29 protein-coding genes and 1 tRNA gene are annotated in these 24,040 nt (G+C 58.6%); 17 read left to right on the forward strand and 13 right to left on the reverse strand.

The features are described 5' to 3' along the window. Window positions 1-34 precede the first annotated feature (34 nt). The 14 genes from HBO24_RS20975 to HBO24_RS21040 all read left to right on the forward strand — a co-directional run bounded on the left by HBO24_RS20975 (window position 35) and on the right by HBO24_RS21040 (window position 10,011). Entirely contained in the window at window positions 35-634 is a 600-nt protein-coding gene (locus tag HBO24_RS20975; protein ID WP_115127431.1) for a 50S ribosomal protein L25/general stress protein Ctc, read from the forward strand. A 168-nt stretch (window positions 635-802) separates the two neighbouring features. Beyond that, window positions 803-1,387: an aminoacyl-tRNA hydrolase gene (gene pth, locus HBO24_RS20980; protein WP_170060222.1), complete on the forward strand. Its 585-nt coding sequence runs from the start codon at window positions 803-805 to the stop codon at window positions 1,385-1,387. 22 nt (window positions 1,388-1,409) lie between these two features. After that, complete coding sequence (ychF, locus tag HBO24_RS20985; RefSeq protein ID WP_057437736.1) at window positions 1,410-2,510, forward strand: redox-regulated ATPase YchF; 1,101 nt, start codon at window positions 1,410-1,412, stop codon at window positions 2,508-2,510. Between the two features lie 396 nt (window positions 2,511-2,906). Further along, complete coding sequence (locus tag HBO24_RS20990) at window positions 2,907-3,830, forward strand: sigma 54-interacting transcriptional regulator (protein WP_170044863.1); 924 nt, start codon at window positions 2,907-2,909, stop codon at window positions 3,828-3,830. Between the two features lie 177 nt (window positions 3,831-4,007). Further along, window positions 4,008-4,187, forward strand: a complete 180-nt coding sequence (locus HBO24_RS20995) for a hypothetical protein (RefSeq protein WP_057437734.1) — start codon at window positions 4,008-4,010, stop codon at window positions 4,185-4,187. Between the two features lie 63 nt (window positions 4,188-4,250). Next, window positions 4,251-4,625, forward strand: coding sequence for a hypothetical protein (locus tag HBO24_RS21000; protein WP_057958294.1), 375 nt, complete (start codon window positions 4,251-4,253; stop codon window positions 4,623-4,625). A 6-nt stretch (window positions 4,626-4,631) separates the two neighbouring features. Continuing rightward, entirely contained in the window at window positions 4,632-5,420 is a 789-nt protein-coding gene (gene sctJ / locus HBO24_RS21005) for a type III secretion inner membrane ring lipoprotein SctJ (RefSeq protein ID WP_170060223.1), read from the forward strand. Continuing rightward, window positions 5,413-5,994: a type III secretion protein gene (locus HBO24_RS21010; RefSeq protein WP_170060224.1), complete on the forward strand. Its 582-nt coding sequence runs from the start codon at window positions 5,413-5,415 to the stop codon at window positions 5,992-5,994. The genes sctJ and HBO24_RS21010 overlap by 8 nt, the downstream gene beginning before the upstream one ends. Beyond that, window positions 5,978-6,568: a type III secretion system stator protein SctL gene (gene sctL, locus HBO24_RS21015; protein ID WP_170060225.1), complete on the forward strand. Its 591-nt coding sequence runs from the start codon at window positions 5,978-5,980 to the stop codon at window positions 6,566-6,568. Before HBO24_RS21010 ends, sctL begins: the two co-directional genes overlap by 17 nt. Window positions 6,569-6,673: 105 nt before the next feature. Then, window positions 6,674-6,892 (forward strand): hypothetical protein, encoded by a 219-nt coding sequence (locus HBO24_RS21020; RefSeq protein WP_057958291.1) that lies wholly within the window; start codon window positions 6,674-6,676, stop codon window positions 6,890-6,892. 1 nt (window position 6,893) lies between these two features. Continuing rightward, a complete protein-coding gene (locus HBO24_RS21025; RefSeq protein WP_115127427.1) occupies window positions 6,894-7,286 on the forward strand; it encodes a type III secretion protein in 393 nt (130 codons plus the stop codon). A gap of 15 nt (window positions 7,287-7,301) precedes the next feature. Continuing rightward, complete coding sequence (gene sctC / locus HBO24_RS21030; RefSeq protein WP_170060226.1) at window positions 7,302-9,443, forward strand: type III secretion system outer membrane ring subunit SctC; 2,142 nt, start codon at window positions 7,302-7,304, stop codon at window positions 9,441-9,443. Then, window positions 9,440-9,643 carry an HrpT family type III secretion system protein gene (hrpT, locus tag HBO24_RS21035; protein WP_170060227.1) on the forward strand — a complete coding sequence of 68 codons (204 nt, stop codon included), beginning with the start codon at window positions 9,440-9,442 and terminating at the stop codon, window positions 9,641-9,643. The genes sctC and hrpT overlap by 4 nt, the downstream gene beginning before the upstream one ends. Beyond that, on the forward strand, window positions 9,640-10,011 hold the full coding sequence (locus HBO24_RS21040) for a hypothetical protein (protein ID WP_057958288.1): 372 nt from the start codon (window positions 9,640-9,642) through the stop codon (window positions 10,009-10,011). The genes hrpT and HBO24_RS21040 overlap by 4 nt, the downstream gene beginning before the upstream one ends. Here HBO24_RS21040 and sctU read toward each other — a convergent pair. Genes sctU through sctW form a run of 11 tightly spaced genes read right to left on the reverse strand, consistent with a single transcriptional unit; the run spans window position 10,008 to window position 20,210 of the window. Beyond that, window positions 10,008-11,105 carry a type III secretion system export apparatus subunit SctU gene (sctU, locus tag HBO24_RS21045; RefSeq protein ID WP_170060228.1) on the reverse strand — a complete coding sequence of 366 codons (1,098 nt, stop codon included), beginning with the start codon at window positions 11,103-11,105 and terminating at the stop codon, window positions 10,008-10,010. The two genes, HBO24_RS21040 and sctU, sit on opposite strands and share 4 nt — an antisense overlap. Continuing rightward, window positions 11,102-11,890, reverse strand: coding sequence for a type III secretion system export apparatus subunit SctT (gene sctT / locus HBO24_RS21050; protein WP_170044867.1), 789 nt, complete (start codon window positions 11,888-11,890; stop codon window positions 11,102-11,104). Before sctT ends, sctU begins: the two co-directional genes overlap by 4 nt. Before the next feature lie 10 nt (window positions 11,891-11,900). Beyond that, on the reverse strand, window positions 11,901-12,164 hold the full coding sequence (gene sctS, locus HBO24_RS21055; RefSeq protein WP_057958285.1) for a type III secretion system export apparatus subunit SctS: 264 nt from the start codon (window positions 12,162-12,164) through the stop codon (window positions 11,901-11,903). A gap of 7 nt (window positions 12,165-12,171) precedes the next feature. Beyond that, on the reverse strand, window positions 12,172-12,825 hold the full coding sequence (sctR, locus tag HBO24_RS21060) for a type III secretion system export apparatus subunit SctR (RefSeq protein ID WP_057958284.1): 654 nt from the start codon (window positions 12,823-12,825) through the stop codon (window positions 12,172-12,174). Continuing rightward, complete coding sequence (locus HBO24_RS21065; RefSeq protein ID WP_115127422.1) at window positions 12,822-13,844, reverse strand: FliM/FliN family flagellar motor switch protein; 1,023 nt, start codon at window positions 13,842-13,844, stop codon at window positions 12,822-12,824. Before HBO24_RS21065 ends, sctR begins: the two co-directional genes overlap by 4 nt. Next, window positions 13,841-14,299 carry a type III secretion system HrpP C-terminal domain-containing protein gene (locus tag HBO24_RS21070; RefSeq protein ID WP_057958282.1) on the reverse strand — a complete coding sequence of 153 codons (459 nt, stop codon included), beginning with the start codon at window positions 14,297-14,299 and terminating at the stop codon, window positions 13,841-13,843. The genes HBO24_RS21065 and HBO24_RS21070 overlap by 4 nt, the downstream gene beginning before the upstream one ends. Further along, entirely contained in the window at window positions 14,296-14,721 is a 426-nt protein-coding gene (locus HBO24_RS21075; protein ID WP_057958281.1) for a YscO family type III secretion system apparatus protein, read from the reverse strand. The genes HBO24_RS21070 and HBO24_RS21075 overlap by 4 nt, the downstream gene beginning before the upstream one ends. Then, complete coding sequence (locus HBO24_RS21080) at window positions 14,708-16,066, reverse strand: FliI/YscN family ATPase (protein WP_057958280.1); 1,359 nt, start codon at window positions 16,064-16,066, stop codon at window positions 14,708-14,710. Before HBO24_RS21080 ends, HBO24_RS21075 begins: the two co-directional genes overlap by 14 nt. Further along, entirely contained in the window at window positions 16,063-16,968 is a 906-nt protein-coding gene (locus tag HBO24_RS21085) for an FHA domain-containing protein (protein ID WP_164844827.1), read from the reverse strand. The genes HBO24_RS21080 and HBO24_RS21085 overlap by 4 nt, the downstream gene beginning before the upstream one ends. A 57-nt stretch (window positions 16,969-17,025) precedes the next feature. Beyond that, window positions 17,026-19,122 (reverse strand): type III secretion system export apparatus subunit SctV, encoded by a 2,097-nt coding sequence (gene sctV / locus HBO24_RS21090; protein WP_170060229.1) that lies wholly within the window; start codon window positions 19,120-19,122, stop codon window positions 17,026-17,028. Continuing rightward, on the reverse strand, window positions 19,119-20,210 hold the full coding sequence (sctW, locus tag HBO24_RS21095; RefSeq protein WP_170044874.1) for a type III secretion system gatekeeper subunit SctW: 1,092 nt from the start codon (window positions 20,208-20,210) through the stop codon (window positions 19,119-19,121). The genes sctV and sctW overlap by 4 nt, the downstream gene beginning before the upstream one ends. 262 nt (window positions 20,211-20,472) lie before the next feature. Between sctW and HBO24_RS21100 the strand changes: the two genes are divergently transcribed. Next, a complete protein-coding gene (locus HBO24_RS21100) occupies window positions 20,473-21,024 on the forward strand; it encodes an RNA polymerase sigma factor (RefSeq protein ID WP_057437724.1) in 552 nt (183 codons plus the stop codon). A 38-nt stretch (window positions 21,025-21,062) separates the two neighbouring features. Here HBO24_RS21100 and HBO24_RS21105 read toward each other — a convergent pair whose 3' ends face one another. After that, complete coding sequence (locus HBO24_RS21105) at window positions 21,063-22,280, reverse strand: MFS transporter (protein ID WP_057958276.1); 1,218 nt, start codon at window positions 22,278-22,280, stop codon at window positions 21,063-21,065. Between the two features lie 387 nt (window positions 22,281-22,667). On the opposite strand from HBO24_RS21105, the gene HBO24_RS21110 reads away from it, so the two are divergent. Both HBO24_RS21110 and HBO24_RS21115 read left to right on the forward strand, forming a co-directional pair. Then, window positions 22,668-22,744, forward strand: a tRNA-Met gene (locus HBO24_RS21110). A 140-nt stretch (window positions 22,745-22,884) separates the two neighbouring features. Continuing rightward, window positions 22,885-23,508, forward strand: a complete 624-nt coding sequence (locus tag HBO24_RS21115) for a hypothetical protein (RefSeq protein ID WP_170060230.1) — start codon at window positions 22,885-22,887, stop codon at window positions 23,506-23,508. On the opposite strand, the gene HBO24_RS21120 is transcribed toward HBO24_RS21115, so the two are convergent. After that, window positions 23,490-23,759 carry a hypothetical protein gene (locus HBO24_RS21120; RefSeq protein ID WP_233092122.1) on the reverse strand — a complete coding sequence of 90 codons (270 nt, stop codon included), beginning with the start codon at window positions 23,757-23,759 and terminating at the stop codon, window positions 23,490-23,492. The two genes, HBO24_RS21115 and HBO24_RS21120, sit on opposite strands and share 19 nt — an antisense overlap. Window positions 23,760-24,040: the final 281 nt, after the last annotated feature.

A 24,040-nucleotide genomic window follows, 5' to 3' on the forward strand; every position in this document is an offset into this window, starting at 1 on the left:
GCTGGGGCGAATGTGGTTATTTTGGAGATACAACATGAACGATTTTACTTTGAATGCTGAACTGCGTTCCGACCTGGGGAAAGGTGCGAGCCGCCGCCTGCGTCGTCTCGCAAGCCTGGTTCCAGCTGTAGTCTACGGTGGCGAAAAAGCCCCTGAGTCCATCAGCATGCTGGCTAAAGAAATTGCCAAACTGCTCGAAAACGATGCGGCCTACAGCCACATCATCGAGCTGAACGTTGGCGGCAAAAAGCAGAACGTCATCATCAAGGCCCTGCAACGTCACCCAGCTAAAGGTCACGTGCTGCACGCTGACTTCGTACGCGTCGTAGCAGGTCAGAAACTGACCGCTATCGTACCTGTGCACTTTGTTGGTGAAGAAGCTCCGGTCAAGAAAGGCGGCGAAGTCTCGCACCTTATCGCCGAGATCGAAGTGACCTGCCTGCCTAAAGACCTGCCTGAGTTCATCGAAGTCGACCTGTCGGCTCTGGAAATCGGTGACATCGTTCACCTGTCCGACCTCAAGGCCCCTAAAGGCGTTGAGTTCGTTGCTCTGGCTCACGGTGATGACAAGGCTGTTGCCAACGTCCACGCTCCACGTGTTGCTCCAGAAGCTGAAGAAGGCGCTGCAGAGTAATTCACTCTGTAATGCCGGAGCTTGAGGAAACATCGCGGACCGAAACGTAGCGAGAAAGCGGGCGATAACGCGAAGTTTATCTCTGGATAAGTGAGCTCCTGTCGTCCACTTTCGCCGCAATGAGGTTGCGGCGATGTTATCCACAACTCCAAAGGAAGGGCCCCTGTCGTGACTGCCATTAAACTGATCGTTGGCCTGGGAAATCCAGGCGCCGAATACGAACAGACCCGGCACAACGCGGGGGCCCTTTTTGTTGAGCGCATCGCCCACGCCCAAGGCATCAATCTGGTGGTCGATCGCAAATATTTTGGCCTGACCGGACGCTTCTCGCATCAGGGTCAGGATGTTCGTCTGCTGATTCCCACCACCTACATGAACCGCAGCGGCCAGGCTGTCGCGGCGCTTGCGGGCTTCTTCCGGATCAAACCCGAAGAAATCCTGGTGGCCCATGACGAACTGGACCTGCCACCCGGCGTTGCCAAGCTCAAGCAAGGCGGCGGCCACGGCGGTCATAATGGCCTGCGCGACATCATTGCGCAGTTGGGCAATCAGAATACGTTTTACCGTCTGCGGCTCGGCATTGGCCACCCAGGCGTTGCCAGTATGGTTTCAAATTTCGTCCTGGGTCGTGCGCCACGCGCCGAACAGGAAAAACTCGATGCCAGCATCGACTTTGCCCTCGGCGTGCTGCCGGATATCTTCGCCGGTGAATGGAACCGTGCGATGAAAAACCTGCACAGCCAGAAGGCCTGACTTTTTTGCGAGGGGAAACACCATGGGATTCAATTGCGGCATCGTCGGCTTACCTAACGTCGGCAAGTCCACCCTGTTCAACGCCCTGACCAAGTCCGGTATTGCGGCGGAGAACTTCCCCTTCTGCACCATCGAACCCAACACCGGTATCGTGCCAATGCCCGATCCGCGCCTGGAGGCCCTGGCGGCCATCGTCAATCCCAAGCGCATCCTGCCGACCACCATGGAGTTCGTCGACATCGCCGGCCTGGTGGCTGGCGCGTCGAAAGGTGAAGGCCTGGGCAACAAGTTCCTCGCCAACATCCGTGAGACCGATGCCATCGCCCACGTGGTCCGCTGCTTTGAAGACGAGAACGTGATTCACGTCTCCAACAGCGTCGACCCGAAACGCGACATCGAGATCATCGACCTGGAACTGATCTTCGCCGACCTCGACAGCTGCGAGAAGCAACTGCAAAAGGTCACGCGCAACGCCAAGGGCGGCGACAAGGACGCAGTGGTCCAGAAGGCCCTGCTGGAGCAGTTGATCGCACACTTCACCCTGGGCAAGCCGGCACGCAGCCTGATGAAGAACATGAGCGTCGACGAAAAGGCCGTGATCAAGGGCTTCCACCTGCTGACCACCAAGCCTGTGATGTACATCGCCAACGTGGCTGAAGACGGTTTCGAGAACAACCCGCTGCTCGACGTGGTCCTGGCCATTGCCGAAGAAGAAGGCGCAATGGTTGTACCGGTCTGCAACAAGATCGAAGCGGAAATCGCCGAACTTGAAGACGGCGAAGAGAAAGACATGTTCCTCGAGGCCCTGGGCCTGGAAGAGCCTGGCCTGAACCGCGTGATCCGTGCGGGCTACGAAATGCTGCACCTGCAGACCTACTTCACCGCCGGCGTCGAAGAAGTACGTGCCTGGACCGTCAAGGTCGGCGCCACCGCGCCACAGGCTGCCGGTGTGATCCACACCGACTTCGAAAAAGGCTTTATCCGCGCGGAAGTGATCGCCTACAACGACTTTATCCAGTTCAAGGGTGAAGCCGGGGCCAAGGAAGCCGGTAAATGGCGCCTGGAAGGCAAGGAATATGTCGTCAAGGATGGCGATGTGATGCACTTCCGCTTCAACGTGTAAGCTGGCTGTACGATCCAAGCGGTAGAACAAAAAGCCGATGCTCTGCATCGGCTTTTTTGTGGGCGATGATTTCTGTTACCCATCACAACGAAACAATCACTTACCTTATAAATCAAAAGATTCAAATACAAATATTCCACTCCGCAGACAAAAATTCTTCTCAACAGAAAACTCACAGCTACTTGTAGACTATTCCTGCCGAGAATAAGCATATCCACACAACCAGACACTTGACTTATATAAAACCCCAGGCCGCCAAGCCTTTCGCACAACAAAGCCGCCATTTACCATTTTTAACCACGATGACAATCCAGAAATTTTACTATCTACTTACCAACATATAAAAAACTTTAGTCCCACAATAGTGAAGCGACACATTATTGGAGCAACAGCAATATGTCGACCTCCTATCAGTACGAGTTCGAGACTGACACATCGCTAACCGAGTGCCCGGATATCGAAAGCACAATCCACAATACCGCCACGCAGAACATCGATATATTGCTGTTGGGCGAAACAGGCACTGGTAAAGATACACTGGCGCAACGTGTGCACCGTTTATCTCATCGAAAAGGTAACTTTGTTGCCATCAATTGCGCAGCGATACCGGAAAGCCTTGCAGAAAGCCAACTGTTCGGAGTCAACAGTGGCGCCTATACCGGGGCCATACAATCACGTGCAGGATTTATTGAAGCCGCCCATCTGGGCACTTTATACCTGGATGAAATCGATAGCATGCCACTCACTTTGCAAGCGAAGTTGCTGCGTGTGCTGGAGGCTCGGGGTGTCGAGCGGCTGGGCTCTACGCGGTTTATCCCGCTGGACATACGCATCATAGCCTCAGCCCAACATTCGCTGCACGACATGGTGGAACAAGGTGCGTTCAGACGAGACCTGTACTTTCGCCTGAATGTCGTCAACATCACCCTCCCCCCCTTACGTGAACGCCCCGAGCGGATTATTCCGTTATTTTTTAACATGATCCGGCAAGAGGCAGAGTACTTTAAGTGCCCGGTTCCACAACCGCCCAGCACCCTCATTCAACAATTGCTGTGTCACCCATGGCGCGGTAACGTCCGAGAGTTGCGCTCAACCGCCAAGCGTTTCGTGCTGGGACTGCCTCCAACTTCAGTGCCTTTAATGAGCGCCGAAGACAATAATTTGAACTTAAAAGAACGCTTGCAGCAAATAGAGAAACTTCTGATTGAAGAATCCCTACGCCGCCATGTTTATAACGTGGACAGTGTGGCGACCGAACTGAATATCGCCAAACGCACGCTCTACCATCGAATGAAGCAACTGGGAATATCGCTGGAGTGAATGAAGACTGCTCAACAAGGACATATTTCGATACAGCTCCTCCCACAGGCTTTGGAACGACATGCTATTTGCAACCACATAGATAATGGCTACAGGCTTTGACTGCCCAACGTCAAGGGGCATTTGAAACACTGTCAGCAAACACCTTTTACGTTAATGATCATGGAGTAAACAAATATGGGTGTCAGTGGCGTTGGTAATAGTAATAGTGGCGGCTCTTCAAATCTGGGTTTTGGCGGCGGAGATAACGAAGACCTGAAAGCAGAACGTAGAGCCATCCAGCGTGAATCCCTGAAGGAAGGTAACGAATCCTTCAAGCTGAGTGAAAAGAAAAAAAATATTGAAGCAATTCGATAACCCACTGCGTCCCCTGCCTCCTGGCAGGGGACGCAGCCTCACTGTCTGGCTTCGGGATTTTATATGCGTACAGAAGCGCTACAGGCGTTTTCATCAACTGATGAAAAGCGCCTGAAAACCTCCACAATGGCTACATCTCCTGTGTTCCAAAGCGAGGATGTGAACTTTTTCATCTCAAGCCTGGAGCACTCAGGCCAAGCTGCAATAGCCGTAGCCCCAACGGTTACGCCGAACGCCCTCACGGACATGTCCAACCAGTTGCTCAAATCGTCAAACTATATGGGCAGAGCCCTGAAAGCGATGGGGAACGGCACGAGAGAAAACTTCTCGCTCGGCTACTCCACCCAACTGTCCACTACGGTGCTGGGAACACAGATGCTGGTCAAGGGCCTCTCAAAGGGTGCCCAGCTCATCGAAAAAATCAGCAACCTGCAGTAGGTAAACATGATTCGTCTCCTGGTCACCGGGTTGGTTTTATCTCTGACATTAGTGCTCACGGGGTGTAATGACAGTGTCGAACTCCATCGCCAGCTTTCCGAGCAGGAAGCCAATGAGGTGATTGCGGAACTGGCAGACAAACACATACGCGCCCAGAAAATCCCCGCCAAAGATGGTGTGGTTGTACGAGTGAACAGCGCCGATATCAGTCGTGCAGTGCGTACACTTGATGCCGTCGGTTTGCCCAAGATGGCCCGCGCCACAATGGGCGATACCTTTCGCAAGGAAGGCGTCATCTCCACCCCACTGGAGGAACGTGCCCGCTACATCTACGCCTTGTCCCAGGAGTTGGAGGCGACCTTGTCAAATATCGATGGGGTGATTGTCGCCCGGGTCCACGTAGTGTTGCCAGAACGCGTTGCACCTGGAGAACCCGTGCAACCTGCATCCGCTTCGGTCTTTATCAAACACGATCCGCGACTGGAGCCTGACAGTATCCACGGACGCGTCCGGCGGATGGTCGCCAGTAGCATTCCCGGCATGGCCACGGCCGTCGATAACTCACAAAAACTGACCGTGGTATTCGTACCCGCAACGGCTTACCAGGAGCAGCAACGCCTGAGCTATTTCGGCCCGTTTCTGATACCGGGCGATGACCTTGTTTTTTGGCGCAGCACCCTCGCGTTGATAGCCGCCGTCATAGTACTTGTACCGGCTGGCGCCCTGTTCTGGCATAGGCGTGGTCAACGCCTGCGGCGTGAGACACTCACCATGGCCACCCCGGCCCATGAGTGAGCAGTTGGAGTGGGCCCGATGGTGGGCTTTCCCGTGGAAGTTTTCACACAGCGACTGGGGCAACTTCGACGAATATCATGCACAGAGCGCCCTGTGCCACCCACGGCACGTTTTCGTGAATACCCGGCTGGGTATCGAGCCCTGCCTGCCGCCCACGCCCCACTCCACAATCCTTCGCTTGGCGCTGGCCCCCCAGGAGCAACTCGAGAGCATGCTGGCGCTGCTGGACAACGTTTGTCGCCCCGCCACCAATAGCCAGTTGAGCCAAGACCAATACGAGTGGTGTCAGCGCCTGTCCAAGGCACTACGCCCAGACACGCTGTTGTCCGGTAAAGAAGACCCACTGCAATTGCTACGTGCCTGGGTAACCCCAGCCATCTGGCAACGCCTTCGATTGCGGTTTGAGCGCCGTCGGACCCACCCCCCTGAAGAGCACACACCCGCACTCAATGATGCTCGAAACCGCCTGGACACGCTGTGGCAGGCCATAGTCTGGCGAGCAACCACCATGCCAAGCGAGCAATCCTTCACTTATCAAACTGAGCAGAGAACGGATGATGTTGAACATACGTAAAATCGAGTTGTGCACCGGTGCTCCAGGATTACCGCAAACCCTGATTTCCCAGGAAATGCTGGCGGATTGCCGCAGGGCCAGTCAATTGTTGAGCCGTGCCAAGGTCCAAGCCAAGGAACTGCTGCGCCAGGCAACCGAACACCGGGAAAAAGCCCTTGAAAAGCTCACACTGGAGTTCTGGCGGCGGGCCAATGCGCAACTCAAGGAATGGGAAAAACAACAGCACGTTATGTGCGACAACCTGGAGCAATATGCCACCTCTATTGCCAACCAGACCATCCTCTGCCTGCTTGAAGAAGCACCTGTGGGACAGCGCCTTAGCGCCTTGGTCAAGCAATTACTGGCGACTCAAGTTCCATCAGGCAAGGCAACACTCCTCTGTCACCCACTTGAGTGTGCCGAGGTAGAACGCTGTCTTTCCAGGCAGCACGCCACGTTTTGGACACTACGTCCTGATGACCGGGTCCGTCCTCAATCCCTGGTCTTGGAAACGGAGGAAGGGGACTTCTGTATCAACTGGGCCAGCCTGTGCGAAACAGTACTGGTCCGTGACGTGCAAACACCAGGTGCCTGACGGGTCAGGGAGCGTTGCCGAACAGATGTATCAATAAACACCGAAACAAATGGAACTGAAATTTGAGGGGAACCACATAGCTCAGACACATCAGGAGAAAAATATATGGATTTCCACCACGACGTGAAAAAGAACCTGCTCAGACAACTGCAGAGCAGCATAAACAAGGCAGCCGATATAAACGAAGATTTTGCCAACACAGATTTCGATGAGTATTTGTTCGCTGAGTTGATGAAACAGGAGCGTTACTCGTTGATCGCCTACAACGAGGCCGTTCGCGCCAGCCATACCATTCTCAAAATAGTCGCTGACGGCGTGCAGTAAGGTGGATGCGCTGATTGCCCGCTGGATGAACGACCAGACTGAACACATCAGCCTGATGGAGGGCAACGATGAGATTGTCTTACGGCGCTCTGGCCCAGTGCTGCTGTTAAGTGTGCAACTGACTCAGGAACGGCCCGACAAATCCACCCTGCAAAACTGGATGCGATTGGGACGCGCCAGCCTGAACCACTTCCAAGGAGCGCTGGCCCAATCACCGGAAAGTGGTGCGCTCTGGCTGCGTCAACAATTGATCAGTGGGTGCAGTCCAGAACTGTTGTGCAACACACTCGAAACGCTGCTCAACCAGCGCGACACCTGGCGCGCAATGATCAAGCGTCTCGCAAAGCCAAACCTGAAACACAAGCCCCTGTCACTACGCTCGCTGCCGTACTAATCAGAGAGTTCCCCCATGTATAACAAGATCGACAAGCGCAATCGCTTGCGCGCCGTCTCGCCTGCAGGTCCGCGAAAAATAGCCGATTGGCGCTGCCTGCTAGCGTTACCCTGGTTGCTTATGCCCCTGCAAAGTACGCTCGCGGCTATCCCCAGTGAATGGAAAAACACCGCGTATGCCTATGAAGCCGAACATAAGCCGGTGCAAGAAGTCCTGGAGGATTTCGCCCAGACCTTTGGCACGCAATTGCAGATCGACGGCCTGCTGGAGGGCAACGTCAATGGCAAGATCCGCGCTGATACCCCCCAGTCACTGCTCGACAGGCTGGGAGTAGAACATCGTTTCCAGTGGTACATGTACAACAACACGCTGTACATCAGCACCCTGGACCAACAGGAGTCCGCGCGCCTGGAAGTCTCCTCCGAAACCGTGGCGGACTTGAAGCAGGCCTTGACCGACATTGGCCTGCTCGATAGCCGTTTCGGCTGGGGAGAATTACCTGACGATGGTGTGGTGCTAGTGTCGGGCCCCAGGCGTTATATCGACCAGATCAAGCATTTCAGCAGCCAGCGTAAATCTCCCGATGAAAAACAGAGTGTGCTGACGTTCCCGCTGAAGTTCGCCAACGCAGCAGACCGCCCGATTGATTATCGTGGCGAAAAGTTGGCCATCCCCGGGGTTGCCAGCATGTTGCGAGGCTTATTGGAACCTCGGGACACCTCAGTGCTTTCGTCGAGGACCTCACGTCCCGCCTCGTCATCGCAGCCCTCGCCTGTCACCCCGATCCTGCCCCGCCTAAGCAACCCGATGCTGGACCAGATGCTCGGCGCGCCAGCTCCCCTCGGGCAGATGAATCCAGGCATGCCGCTCACCACCAGAGCCCCGGTTGCAAGAGGCCGGATCCGCGTTGAAGCGGATGTGCGTAACAACGCCGTATTGATCTATGACCTGCCAGAGCGCCAGGCAATGTACCGCGAGCTGATCGCCCAGCTCGATGTGGCACGCAAGCTGGTGGAGATCGACGCGATCATTCTCGATATCGAGCGCACGCAGCTGCGTGAGTTCGGGGTCAACTGGGGTTTCCAGAACAGCCGCTTTCGTGGCGGGATGAACATGGCGCCGGGTACCTCCGCACAGATGTCGATTGAAAACCGCGACCGCTTCTACGCCGATATCCGCGCCCTGGAGGCCAAGGGCCTGGCGACCATGGTGTCCAACCCTTCGGTGCTGACCCTGGAAAACCAGCCGGCGGTGATTGACTTCAATCGCACCCAGTACCTGACCGCTGGCGTCGAAAACGCGACCATCTTGCCCATCACCGTGGGCACCAGTTTCCAGGTGGTGCCACGGGTCATCACCTCGCGCGGCAGCCATCAGGTCCATCTGGCGGTGGATATTGAAGACGGCAACTTCGACGAAACCAACCCCGAACGCATCGGCCCCGATGTACGCCGCGGCAAGGTCAGCACCCAGGCGGTGATGGCGGAAAAACGCTCGCTGGTGGTCGGCGGCTTCCATGTCACTGAAAGCGCCGACAGACGCAATAAAGTGCCGGTGCTGGGCGATATCCCCTTGCTGGGCAAGACGCTGTTCTCCTCCACCGAGCGCAAGAACAACCGCCGTGAACGCCTGTTTATCCTGACCCCGCGGGTGATCGGCGACCAGGCGGACCCGTCGCGCTATTTGCCCCAGGACGACCAGGCGGAACTGCAGGCCGCCCTCAAGCCCTTGGCCAGGCGCTATGCCGAGCATCAGCCCGTGATCAAGCGCAGCGATATCACCAGCGCCCTTGCACACCTGGTCACCGGTCAAGTGCCCCACACGTTCAAGGCTGAGCCTATGCCGCTAGGCCTGAACACCTTGTGCAGCACCCGTGATCTGCTGGCGCTCAATACCGAACGCAGCCAGTGGTACACCGGCCCGCAGTTCAACGTGGCGGTGGTCGTGCTGCGTAACCAGTTCAAGCGCAACGTGCGCATCGATGAGAAGGAATGCAGCAACTCCCAGACCCTGGCCGTCGGTGTCTGGCCGCGGGCCTGGCTCAAGCCGGGTGAAGAGGCCGAGGTATTCATCGCCATGCGCCCGGTGGTGAAGGATGAACATATCGGTGTGACCCGCCCCTCCCTGCTCACCCCAACACGGAAAACTGCGCCATGAAACAGCGAATCGCCTGCATCACCCTCCTCGGCCTGACGCTGCTGATGGAGGGGTGTACACCGACATGTCGAGGCGACTCCTGCTCCCGCCCCCAATCGAGCGCCGACAAACTGGTGGTGTGGTGGCCGCCGCAAATGCGTGTCGAACACGGCCCCTCGGGGGAGCGCTCGGATTACCAGACAATCTCCCTGGAGCGATGACGGTCATGCCATTACCCGACGCTGGTTCGCATGACCAGGAGTTTCTGCAGAACCTGGTGAGCGGCCGTGTCGCTTACCACTCGCTGCACCCGGGCATTGGCCTGTGCCGTTTGAATCCCGGCTCGCAACCCGGCCTGGCCTTGCAGATTGCGCCTGAGGCGTTGCAGGTCGGCCAGTTGGAACGGGTGCTGGAGCGGCGCTTTGAACACGCAACGGCGTTCGATGGGTGCTTTGTGTTCCTCGATGCCAAGGGCAGCCTGGTGATCTGGCATGCACTGCCCTCCTGCGGCCACTCGCCCGCTGACACCCTCAGCCGCATGCTTTCCCTGGCCCGGCTCGAAGCGCTGGATGTACACCGCGCGCCCTAGCGGCGCGCAAGCTCCGGCAACTCCAGGGTCTGGCGCTTGGCTTCATCACCCAGTTCACGCAAGGTGCGATAGATCAGCGCCACTGCCTGCAGGGTCTCCCGGGGAATCGGCGCGCCCAGCTTGCGCTCATACAGCATGCGCGCCAACCACACACACTGGATCACCGGCACGTCGGCGGACTTGGCCCGTTCAATCAACTTACGGGCCAGGGCATCCGTGCCTTTGTCCACCAGCATCGGCAGCGGGGTTTTGCCGGGGCGGTAGTACAACGCCACGGCATAGTGCGTGGGGTTGACCACCAGCATGTCGGACTCTTCCAGCTTGGGTAGCTTGATCTTGGGTTCTTCCTGGGCGAGCTGGTAAGCCAGGGAACGCCGCTGCCCCTTGACGTGGGGGTCGCCCTCCATGTCCTTGTACTCCTTGACCACCTCCACCTGGGTCATGCGCATGCGCTTGGCAAAGAAGTGCTTCTGCATGGCCAGGTCGATCAGCGCGAGCACCAGCAGCAGCCCCAGGCAGGCATGCAGCAAGTGACGAAACAACGCGATCAGCGCCACGATATAGCTTTGCAGATCGCTGGTGGCCAGGTTGATCAACACCTGCAAAGAGGGGGTGATAACCACATACAGAATCAGCGAGAGCAGCAATGCCTTGCCCAGCCCCATCAACAGGTTGATCACCGACTGGGCGGAAAACATCTGCTTGAGCTGGTTCAGCGGATTGAGGCGATTGAAATCCGGCTTCAGGCTTTCCGGGGCAAACAGGAAGCCGAACTGCATCCAACTGCTGATCAGTTTCGTCGCGATCGCCACCGCGCACATCAACAGACCAAACGAGAAAAAAACGACCAGGCCATCGAGCAACACTTCTTCCAGGGCGCGAACAAACGGTTGGTCCAAGCGCGAAAACGGCAACACCATCAACTGCTGGAAGCGCTGCATGCTGGTTTCGGCGGTGAGCAACGCGATCTCGCTGATCGCGGTGAGCACCAGCAACTTGGGCACGTCCTGGCTTTGTGCAACCTGGCCTTTCTTGCGTTGGTCCTTGAGCTTCTTGGGCGTTGCCGCGTGTTTTTTCTCGCCGGAATCGCTCATTGGTTCACGCCCCGGAACATCAGGCCAAGGGCATGCTTAAGGTCGCCCAGCAGCCCCATGCGCCCTACAATCAGATCTTGCAGCAATGGAAAATACAGCAGTAAAAAGGCCAGTCCCGCCAGGCTCTTTGCCGGCATTGCCAGGGTACTGACCTGCAACTGCGGGCTGTACAACCCGAGTAAGGCGAAACCGAACTCCAGTAACAGCAGCACCGCGATAAAAGGCGCAGCGTAAAGCATCATGTGTGTGAAGGTTTCGCCAAGCAGCCCAACGAACACGCTGAAACCGTTGACGGCCACCACCGGCAGCCAATCCGTGGCGGGCCAGATCAGGTAGCTATCCCAGATAACCTGGGTCAATACGCCCAGCCCAAGGGTGGCAATCAACAGGAAAATCACCACCTGCTTGAATAAATGCCCCACGGGCGTGGCGTCCGGGCCGAGCGAGGGGTTCAGTTGCCCGCCCGCCAGGGCCCCACGCTGGTTATCCAGCAGCGCGCCTACCGACTCGAACATCCAGAATGGCATGGACAACAAGACACCCAGCAAAACCCCCAGGCCCACTTCCTTGAGCAATAGCCCACCGAGCATCAGCACCGAGTATTCGTTGCCCGCCAGCGCAGCATGGATCATCGGCGCCGGCATAAACGCCATGACCATCACAATGGTATGCCGGGGCATACCGCGTATATGTTGAAAACAGAAGGCCGGCACCAGGAACGCGCAAGGGTAGATGCGTGCCATGGCGATCACCAGGCTGGCCAAGAAGTCGAGATAAGGCAGCACCGGTCGTACCTCAGTTCAAGGCCGAACGGGCGATCATGTCGAACATCAGGTTGATCAGTTGGATCAATTCCACGCCAATCCAGCGCCCCGTCAGGATCAGGGTAATGCCAACCGCCACCAGCTTGATGCCAAAGGGCAGCGTCTGGTCCTGTATCTGCATCAGGGCCTGTACCAGAGATGTCATCACGCCGACGATCACTGCCACGATCAACGGAGGTGCCGATAGCACCACCACCAGCAACATGCCCTGCTTGAAGAGTAGGATCGGTTCCATAGGCCACTCAGAGATAAGAAAAGAACAAGCTGTCGAGCAGGCGCGACCACCCGGACACCAGCACGAACAACAACAACTTGAGGGGTAAGGAAATGGTCATGGGTGAGACCATCTGCATGCCCAGCGCCAGTAACAGGTTGGAAACAATCAGATCGATGACGATAAAGGGCACATAGATCAGGAAGCCGATCTCGAACCCTGCCTGCAACTGCGAAAGCACAAAAGCCGGGATCAGCAGCAACAGGTCATCGCGATGGGCGTTTTGCGCCATCTCCGGCGGCCACATGCGCGCGGTGTTTTCCACCAAATGGGTCAGGACGTCCGGGTCGGTGTTGCGGCTCATAAAGGTGCGCAGCGGCTTTATCGCCTCTAGCCCCGTTTCTTGCAGGCGCTGCACGCTGCTCATGTCCACGGGGAATTGCTTGGCATTCTGTGCCATTTCATATCCCACGGGCGCCATGACAAACAGGGTTGCCGCCAGCGCTATGCCGTTCAACGCCATGCTGGGCGGCACCTGCTGCACGCCAATCGCGTTGCGGGTGATCATCAGCACAATGACGATTTTCAGAAAGGCCGTGCAGACAATCAACAACATAGGCATCAACGACAATGCCGCGAGAAACAACGCCAGGACAATGGGGTCGATCCCCTGAAAAGTCATCGCGCGAAAATCACACGGGACAACTGCAAGCCGAGGCGTCCATCCACCTCCACCAACTGGCCCTGACCAATCGGTCGATCGCCGTAGTAAAGCCCTGCCATGCCCGGGGCGTAGCCCGCGATGCTCAACACCGCGCCGGGGGCCAGATTGCGCAGCTCCCCGAGGGTCAGGTTCAGGGTCCCACAGCGCACATTCAAGGCCATGCTCAACTCATCGAAAGGCTCATGGCCAAAAACATCTACCACGGGTTCATCAAGATCATGCTCGTCATACCCTGAGTAATGTTGTGCTGAAAGATCCTCGTCCACAGACGTCTCCTCGATAGATATAAGTGTCAGGCACACAGACCCCGATTCATCATCAAGGCGCCCATGCACGCGATGCCTTCCCATCCGCAACCGACCATTGCCGTGCACATCGAAAAAGGCCTGTTCCAGCATCACCACATCACCGACACGCAGGCTGCGAACCTGGGTCAGGGGTAGCTGCAAGCGCCCCAGCGTCACGGCAATCGCCAGTTGAAACGAGGCCGGTAATGGCTGGGCCGTCGGCTGCCAGTGCCCCGCCTCGCACAGCGCCAACAGACTTTCAGGGGTCAGCAACAGATACCCCACCACCCTGGAGGGCCCCAGCGTCACCGTAAGCCGGCAACCGAAATTCAGTTTTCCAGGAGGCGTGCGAAGGCGCAGGTAACCGAACAGCGCTCGCACCTGAGGGCTCAAGTGGTGCTGGAACAGCTCCCAGAACCAGGAATCCGGATCATTGCCAGCCTCTGCCAGCGTCACCGGGCACTCCCCCAGCAGGCTGAACATCGGCCCCGGCTCGCTGAAGGCCAGCAGGCCGCAAGCACTGTCGAAATACAGGGGGGCAGCGCTTCTGGGCGCGCGCCCGGGTTCCAGCAGCAACTCTCCCTGCTGGTCCTGGACCGTAAACCCCATGCGCAAGCCGCGCCCCAAACGAAGCCTCGCCGCCACCGTGCCGCTTTTGACCGATGGAATGACCAAGGTCGGCAAGATCATGCCGTCCCCACATGCACCAGATGCACATTGACCGGCTGGCCCAACCCTTCGGCCAAACGCTCCTCGCAGCACTGGCGCACGCCCCCCAGCCAACGGGCGGTCAGCTCCTGTTCTGCCGCCAACTCTATGCTCCAGGCCCCCTGTTCACGACGCACACTGGCATTGATCCGGCCCAGGCGCGGCAGATACAGCAACGCCTGCAGGGGCCACTGCACTCCCCCACGGATCTGGGGGAGCAACTGGCCGGTCATGGCTTCAATCATCAAGATATCGGCGGACGCCGCAGCACCCGTGGCCGATGGGCCGTAACCGGCGCTCTCGTCGGTGTCGCCAAGCAGATGAGTAAACAACTGCCCCAGCTCCCTGGCCAAGCCGCCCACCATCACCGGCTCCCTGTCGTCCCGAGGCTCACGCAGACGCGGGCGTTCGGGTTTGCTTGCTGGAACTTGCGTCATATTTCTTCCTGTATTGCTTCCTGAGCCAACAAAACGGACAACTCCTGAAGTTTCTCGACCTCTTTAAGGCATTGGCTCACCTGTTGCTGCGCACTGGCGACCTGCACCACCTGCTCCTCACGCCGGCCATGCAGCTCATGCAACTGCCCTTCTTCGCGCCGGGTTCCGGCGGACAAAGTGCGCTCCTGGGTCCCCCAGGACTTGAGCTGGGACAGCGAGAGCACCTGCCCCTGGTGCTTCTCCAACAGCTCTGCGGTTTTCTGGATTTCCTCCAGGCGGGTCTGCTCAAGGGCTTGCTGGGCCTGCTGGATTTGCGCCAACAAGGCCTGCTGGTGCCGCTTGGCCTCACGCAACGCGCGCTCGGCGCGGTCGGCGCGATGCCTGCGCAGACGCCGCAAGGTGTCGAGTTCAGAAAGGGACATGGGTGGTCAGGCTCATCAATTGATCGAGGGTCATCGGCATCGGTGCCGGCTCGCGCAAGTCCTGGCGCAGGAAGCCATCCACCGCCTGGCGGCTGTCCACGGCCAGGTCCGTCAGGGCATCGTTGCCGGGCTGGTATTCCCCCAGCTTGAGCATCAGCTCGATCTGTTGGTACGCCGACAACAAGCGACGCAGTGCCGTCCCGGCCTGGATATGCGCGGGCTCGGCGACGTTGCTCAAAATCCGTGACAGGCTGGCCAGCACATCCACCGCCGGGTAGTGGCCGCGCTCGGCCAGCTTGCGCGACAAGACGATATGGCCATCGAGCAGCGAGCGCACTTCATCGGCCACCGGATCGCTCATGGAGTCCTGCTCGATCAGCACCGTATAGATCGCCGTGATCACCCCCTCGCGGGTCAGCCCTGCGCGCTCTACCAGACGCGGCAGCAAGCTGTACACCGACGGCGGCAGGCCGCCACGCCCCAGCGGTTCGCCGGCAGCCAGGCCGATCTCGCGCTGGGCCCGGGCAAAACGGGTCAGGGAGTCGATCAGCAACAGGACCCGTTTGCCCTTGCGTCGGTAGCCTTCGGCCAGTGCCGTGGCGGTGAAGGCAGCCCGGGCGCGCTCCATGCTTGAACGGTCGGACGTCGCACACACCAGCACCGCCTTGGCCCGCAGTTGCTCATCCAGTTCATGATCGAGAAACTCGCGCAACTCGCGGCCCCGCTCGCCAATCAGGCCGAACACAATCACATCACAGTCGACGTTTCGGGCGATCTCCGCGAGCAACGTGGTCTTGCCACAGCCGGCCCCCGCGAACAGGCCAACGCGCTGGCCTTCACCCAGGGTCAGCAGGCCGTCGATCGAACGCACCCCGGTGGACAATGCGCGGTGGATCCGCGGCCGCTCGGTGGGCAACGGCGCCTCGCACAACACCAGGCTGGTATCGTGGGCGTGCGCTTCGACAAAGGCACTGGCCCCCTCCCCCGTAATCGGGCGGCCAAAGCCGTCCAACACCTGGCCCAACAGGTCATCGCCGACCCGCACCCGATGCGCAACCCCCAACTGCTCGACACTGGCCCCCACGCGCACGCCTTCCAGGTTGCCCAGGGCACTGAGCACCGCATCCTGCTGATCGAAACCGATAATCTCGGCCAGCATGTAGTCGCCCGTGGACTTTTCCACCTGGCACAAATCGCCAATACGCGCGTCGGGCAAGCGGCATTGCAGCAACATGCCGTTGACCCGCTGAATACGCCCACGTACCGAGACCGGCGCAAAATTGGCCAGGGCCTGCGATCGGTCCTGCTGCCAGGCCTCCAGGCGTGCCTGCAGCTCGCCACTCACCAGCGCACCTCATAGCGCTGCACGCCGTCGAACACCACCTTGCTGTTATCAATCAGGACCAGCCGTAAGCCATCCACTTCATCCCCGACAAACAGCCGACTGCCTTCATCCAGGACCACATGCCCATTGGGCCCGCCAACGATCTGCAGGATCTTGAAAGGGAACACGGCGCTGCGCTCTTTGACCCGACTGATCACCGGCACGGAGGTCTCGAACTGCTCGCCAAAACGACTGAGCATGCGCGACACCACTCCCACCTCGTCCAGGGAAACGTCACCGTCCAGAGCCACCTGGCCATTGATCACCTGCAGGCGGATCCGATGACCCAGCTCACGCTCGTTGAGCATTTTCAACAGTTGCTGGCGGACTTCGTAGGGTGAGTCCAGCTCGCTTTTTTGACTTTTCACCGGCATCAGCGATGCCTGTGCCTCGTGGTCGCCCGTGGTGGCCAAGCCCACCGCCGTAATGATGACGGCAATCACCAGCACCAGGCTGAGCATGCGCTTCTGTTGCGGCCCGGAAATCGAGGACAACGTTAACGCCGGCACCGCCTGGCCGGCCGGCCTGGGCGCGGGCGCATCGGCAGCAGGCGTCGCTGCTTGCGGCCAAGGCTGGTCGGCCAGGGTGACACACAGGCGAACATTGCCAATCGTAAAAGGACTACCCAGTGCCAGGTCGGCAATCTGCGCCAGAAGCCGACCGTCGCCGGCCCGCACCAGCCCTTCTTCGGCCTGCACCGACCAGCGCTGCTCGATACAACGCAACAGCACATGCCGCTCGGCAATACCTTCGTCATACAGCGAAAGATCAGCATCCGGGTGGGCCCCAATCAGCCATTGCCCGCCAAACAGTGGCAGCGCAGCCCCCTGGTGCAGACCATCAAGCACGCGCAATTCAAACATCATCGAGCCTCATCACCGCTGGAACGACATTGGCCCGCGCAAGACTCACTAGCGCCCTCATGCCACCTCCTCGCGCATCAGATCGTCCCGGGCCAGATCAAAACGCCCCAGCACCTTGACCTTGGATGAAGCACTCAGCTCGGCGAACGACAGAACCGGCACATGGTTGAACTCTTCCAACAGCAGGGTGCGCAAGGGGCTGCGCAAATCCTGAGCCACCAGCAGCACGCTCTTGCTCTTGGGGCGCACGGCAAAGGCTTGCTTGAGCAGGCTGACCAGCGCCGCACTGCTTTCGTGATCCAGGGAAAAGAACACCCCCGTCTGGGTCTGGCGCAGGGCATCGCGCAATACGTTTTCGGTGTGGGGCGACAGCAGCCAGGCATGCAGACCGTCGACTTCGCTGTATTGGTGGAGAATCTGCGACTTGAGGGCTATGCGTGCATAGTCAGCCAGGGCATCCGGCTCACGCTCATGCTGACCGTGTTCGATCAGCGCCTCGACAATCAGCCGCACCGCCCGTAGGGGTACGCCCTCACCGGCCAGGCGCTGCAACACCGATGAAAACCGCGACAACGGCATGATCCGCTGCAGCTCCTGCACCAGCTCCGGCTGGTTGAACTCCAGCCAACTGAGAATCGCCTTGCTCTCCTGAATCCCGAGAAACTGCGGGCCACTGAGCAACATCGCCCGGGTCATCCGCTCCTGGAGCAAGCTGTACGCCGTCGAGCGCGCCAGGTGTTCGTCCGCCAACACCGGGTCATCGGGGGGGAACCAGACCCAGTCCTGTTCATCACGCTCCACCAGGCCCCTGCTGCCGCTTTCAGGCTCGGCCGACAGTGCCGCCAGCTCCACGCCGACCCAGTGACCTAGGGTGGCCTTCAATATGGGCACTTCATGCACGCAGAAGCGAAACTCATCGTCGGCCAGCGTAGGCGCAAACTCGACTTCAAACGGCGGCAGCGTCAAGCCAATCTGGGTCACCAGGCTATTGCGGCTCTGGCGCACCCCGTGGATCACTTCAGTGACCAGCGGGCTATCCTGCAGGGCCGGCGGAAACTGCAACAGGTAAGGCCGCGACGGATCGAAACCACGCAAGTCCTCCACCCCGTTCTGCTCCGGCGGGAGGCTATCGGCGACCGGTTCCTGCGCCTGCTGCTCACGCTGACGCTGGCGCGTAAGGTAATAACCCAGGCTGCCGGTCATCAGCGAAATAAGGATAAACACCACCGTGGGCATCCCCGGCAGCGTCGCGAACGCGAGCATGCCCACCGAGGCGATCATCCAGCTCTTGGGCTCACTGGTCATTTGCCGGGCAATCTCGGCGCCCATGTTGTTGCTGCCTTTGTTGCGACCGGACGGCGCCACACGGGTGATGATCATGCCGGCCGTCAGCGAGATCAGCAGGGCCGGGATCTGCGCGATCAAGCCGTCACCAATGGTCAGTACCGAGTACAACGCCATGGAGTCGCCGGCGCTCATGCCATGCTGGAACATGCCGGTGGCAAAACCGCCCAGCAAGTTGATCACCACAATGATCAGCCCGGCGATAGCGTCCCCCTTGACGAACTTCATCGCCCCGTCCATGGCCCCGAACAACTGGCTTTCACGGGACAGTTGCTCACGCTTGTCCCGGGCCTGGTTGCCATCAATCAGGCCGGCACGCAGGTCACTGTCAATGGACATTTGCTTGCCGGGCATGGCATCGAGGCTGAAACGCGCGGCCACTTCCGCAACCCGTTCCGAGCCCTTGGTGATCACCAGGAAGTTCACCAGGGTCAGGATCATAAAGATCACCAACCCCACCGCCAGGTTGCCGCCCACCACAAAGTTGCCGAACGCCTCGACAATGTCACCGGCGTCCTGCTCCAGCAGGATCAGACGCGTGGTGGCAATCGACAACGCCAGGCGAAACATCGTGGTCAGCAGCAGGATCGACGGAAACGAGGAAAAGGCCAGCGGCCCCGGCAGGTACAACGCCAACACGATCAGCAGGCACGAAATACAGATATTGACCGCAATCAGGATATCCACCAGCCAGGTGGGCAACGGCACGATAAAGATAAACACAATGGCCATGACAACCACCGCGCCCAGCACCTCGGCGCGCTGTGCAACCTTCAACAGCCCCCCGTTGATTGCCCGCAACGCACTCATGCCTTGAGCCCTGGCCACGTGTGGGTATGTCGCGCGCCTCGCTCCTGCATGGCGTATTCAAGCAGCACCTGCTTGTAGCTGTTCACGGCCTCTTCGCGCCGTCTTGCATCGCACCACCAGGCCAGGGGCAAGGCTTTGAGCTCGGGAAAAAAGGCGCCGAGGGAACTCAACTGGTGAGACAGCTCACTCCCCCCCAGGTCCCTGGCCAGGTGCTTGATTTCGTGGGGCGTAAGACCGTTGGCCGCATACCCCAGCAAGCGCTGCAACAGACCCAGCGGATCCAGATGCAGTTCGGGGTACAACAGCAGGGAGCGCCCGATCAGCTCCTTGCAGCGCGCGAGCACGCCGCTCAGCCGGCTGCAGTCGTTCAGGCCCAACAGCAAAGTGCGCAACTGGCCCCGATCGACCGACGAGGTCTGCGCGGCAATATCATCGGCCAGGGCCCGGCGGATCAGCTTCAGCCCCGTCTCGAAGTCACCTTCACCATACAGCCCCAGCAGCGACTGCATCAGGGTCGCCAGCGATTGGGTCGTGACCACGCTGGTGTAATACAGGCTGCGCACCGCCTGGCGCATCTGTGGGTCATCGCTGCCGGCCTGCAGCGCCATCGCCGTATTCAGGCCCGCCTGGATCTGCGGCTGGTAGTGGTTCTCCAGATCAGTCAGGGAACTGCGTGCCAGGCTAGCCTCCGCAGTACGCCCCTCAGCATCCGCCTGGAGCGCCACGTGCTTGAGCACCACGTAGGCCCGCGCCGGGTCGTTGCCGGTGATCTGCATGATTTTGCCGACGCCGGCGCGGAGCAGCAATTGCCCCCTGACATTACGGGCAATGGTCGCCATTTTCGCCTGGGCCGGATGACCCAGTTGCTCATAGAGCTGGACCAACTGCTCGGCCGGAGGCGTACGCAAGCCCAGTTGACGCTCGCTCAAGGACGTGGCGTTGCGTGCGACCTCCTGGCTGAACATCTCACTGAAATCGTCAGCGATGGGGGCGTTTATCTGCGACGACGGCCCGCTCTCGAACCGTGTAGATGCCGGCTGATTCAACTGCGGGTGATTTTGCACATCAAGGTTGGGATCGACTTTCATGGGTGTGCCAGGACAAGAGATTCGTATCCTTGTGTGGCTACAGCACCCGATACAGTTCCATCTTCGCCGTCATTTCCCAGGGCAATGAAAATACCTGCACAAACTCATGATGCTTTGTGCAAGGCCTTGCATGAAAAACACCTAAAACAAGATATTTCCTTATATTTATCAACCGGATAGAGACTTTCCGCGTTTGGCACAAGCGGTGCTAACAGGGTTCTCGTCGAAACCATTTCGACTGCTTCTACCCTGAGGAAAAATCATGGATATCCCTATCAGTGTTTTAGTTAATTTACCCCGTGACCCTAGCCAATCCATCCAAGATCTGTCCGACGACCACCACAAGCGCCTGCGCCGGTTCATTCATAAACGCGTACTGAACCCAGAGGATGCGGACGACATCCTGCAACTGACGTATCTGGAGGCCTGGCGCAACCGCCATCACTTCAGCGCGCAGGCGTCACTGAGCACCTGGATGTGCGGGATCGCGCTGAACTTGATCCGCAATCACTTCCGCCGCCTCTATGCCAAGCCGGTGCATTGCGAGTTCGACGAAGCGCTCTCCCATGGGCAGAACGAAGAACAGGATCTGGCGCGCCAATTTGAGATCAGCCGCCGCCTGGAAAATACTCTGAGTGCCATCCAGCACCTGCCCCTGGAAATGCGCAATACCTTGTATGCCTCATTGGAAACCGACGGCAGCTACCAGGACACCGCCGACGCCCTGGCGATCCCGATTGGTACCGTCCGCTCCCGACTGTCCCGGGCGCGGGAACAGCTCAAACGCGCGACAAAGTCTCACCCCTACCAGTAGGAAAGGTGTCGCCCAGGGATAGGGCAAACCTTACGGCTTTACGCTTTTTTCGTGCGAGGCAACAGAATCGCCAGCACCCCGAGCAATGGCAGGAACGAGCACAACGTGTACACGTACTCGATGCCATGAATATCTGCCAGATACCCCAGCAACGCCGCGCCAATCCCGCCAAACCCAAACATCAGGCCAAAGAACACCCCGGCGATCATCCCTACATTGCCCGGTACCAATTCCTGCGCGTACACCACAATCGCCGAGAACGCCGAGGCCAGGATAAAACCGATCACCACACTGAGCACGCTGGTCCAGAACAGGTCGACATGGGGCAACAGCAAGGTGAACGGCGCCACACCGAGGATCGAGAACCAGATCACCGCCTTACGGCCGATCTTGTCGCCAATCGGCCCGCCAAAGAACGTACCCGCCGCCACTGCGCCGAGGAACAGGAACAGATGCAACTGGGAACTGGCCACCGACAGGTCGAACTTCTCGATCAGGTAAAAGGTGAAGTAACTGGTGAAGCTGGCCATGTAGAAGTACTTGGAGAACACCAACAGCCCCAGCACCACCAGCGCGCCGAGCACACGGTTTTTCGACAGGCCATGGGTGGCGGCCTGGCCTTGCTTGAGCTTGAACAGGTTCAAATGGTTGCGGTACCAGCGGCTGATCGCATACAGCACGCCCAGGGCAAACACCGCGAACAAGCCGAACCAGGCGACATTGCCCTGGCCGAACGGAATGATGATCGCCGCCGCCAGCAACGGGCCAAACGCCGAACCCACGTTACCGCCCACCTGGAAGGTCGACTGCGCCAGGCCATAACGCCCACCCGAGGCCAGGCGCGCCACGCGGGACGCCTCCGGGTGGAAGGTCGAGGAGCCAATACCGATCAACGCCGCCGCCAGCAGAATCAGCGGGAAACTGCCGACCTGGGACATCATCAAAATCCCCACCAGCGTACAGATCATCCCGCAGGGCAACAGGAACGGCTTGGGATGACGGTCGGTGTAATACCCCACCCACGGCTGCAGCAGCGAGGCCGTGAGCTGGAACGTCAGGGTAATCAGGCCGACCTGAGTAAAGGTCAGGCCATAGCTTTGCTTGAGCATCGGGTAGATCGACGGCAACACCGCCTGAATCAAGTCATTGATCAAGTGCGCCAGCGCCACGGCGCCGATGATACGCATGACCAACGGGCTGGATTGCGCCGCGGCCGGCGCCGTAGCCACTGAAGGCTGGGAATTGGTAAGGGCCATGAGAAACGTTTCCGTACAGCAGATGGATGCACAGGTGCAGGTGTGACAATGTGCCACTTAATGGGGCAGGAAGGCTATCCCGTTAGCAGGCTAACGAGTAGGTGAATCGTTGCAGCGAACACCTGCCAGGCGCCGAACGCGCCACAAATCAAATGTGTGCGGGCCTGTGTGGGAGCCGGGCTTGCCCGCGATGCAGGCAACTCGGTGTATCAGATGCCATCGCAGGCAAGCCCCACACTCAGATCTTCGCGGCCTGGTGAAGCGCACAAATCCCCAGCCACTGGTCGCCTCACCCGGTGTTTTTCCTTAAACAGTTGATAGCGTAGATAAATTTTCAAAAAAAGCGCTTGACGCATTCCCGTTCTACGCGAATAATGCGCGCCACTTGGCTACATAGCTCAGTTGGTTAGAGCATAGCATTCATAATGCTGGGGTCCGGGGTTCAAGTCCCTGTGTAGCCACCAAGTACCGATCCATAGATGTCTACAGCAGTCTATGAATCACCTCAAGAAGCCCGCCTCGTGCGGGCTTTCTTGTTTCTGGCTGTCTACCTCTACTCCATCCTTCCCCTCTGTGTAGGCCCACACGCATGCTTCAATAGCACATGGCGGAAGCTCGGGCGCAGACCATCATCGATGAAGGCATCCCATCAGAAGAGACGCTTCGCGAACTGCTTATTCTTTGCTGGCACTCGTCCCAGATCGCGGACTCATTCTTTCTATCTCACGCCAACTGCACCCGTTTTCTCGTCCAACTGGCGCAGATCGCAATTGACGAAAAAGACTATCAAGGCGACGCACCGCCCGCTGCTGCTTACAACCTTGAGAAGCTGCCACCTCCAGTGTTGAAGGGCGTCGCGGATATCCTGCTACGTGGTTTTCCCGTCGAGGAGTGCGGCCACAACAATTCACTCGCTGTCGCAATTGCACTCTCCGGGATCGAAGGTGGCAGGGCAAAAGTTCAGGGCGCATACGAGAATGATTTCCTCAACACCGACAGCTACGAAAAGGCCATGGCAATCTATGCCGAGCACTCGCAGCCCTGCCCCTGCGCTCAAGTTCGCTCAGTAAAGCGTAAGCTGGAGATGCGAATGGCCGAGGCTCCTGCCAGGGTCGCTCAGGAGCTTGATACTGCGCGACGCGTCGGGACCGCAGAAGTGTGGCGATGCGCCCTCAAAAGGGAGAACCCAATGCAGCGGGCAATTGTTGATCAATGGGTTATCCAGTGATGCCCCGGATGAAGCTTAAGCAAATGCCGCCTCAGCCACGCCACCTCCTCATCGGGCAGCGTCGGCAAGGCCTTGTGAAAATCCTCCTCATCCTTTGGCCGCACGTGCAGGGCTTTGAACAAGAGGATCGCCGCTGGCCTTAAATATGGAATGCCTTCACTGCTCAGATACAACATTTCGGTACGGGGAAACCGGATAGACCCATCCCGTTTGTATACCCATACTTCAGGGCTTCCTGATTCAATCATCATGTCCACCCGCCCACAACGCACCATGGGAGCAAGACGGTCTTCAGGCGAACAGCCAACTCAGCGGGCGTCCATGAACGCCATAGCTCTTGATCCGGCGCCAAGGCCCTATCCGTCATCATCTGATCTCCGATCGTTCTGAGCATTACGCTGCCCAAGGACAGGTTTCGACCTGAAAAAACGTTAAGTTTTGTTAGGTCGCTGGCGCTGACCAAATCGGGTGGTATCCACGGATTGAAGATCGCGGCACCCAATACCTAATGGCAGTCAGACCAGTAAATAAC

The sequence above is a fragment of the Pseudomonas sp. WS 5410 genome, assembly GCF_012985645.1.
Taxonomy (GTDB): domain Bacteria; phylum Pseudomonadota; class Gammaproteobacteria; order Pseudomonadales; family Pseudomonadaceae; genus Aquipseudomonas; species Aquipseudomonas shahriarae.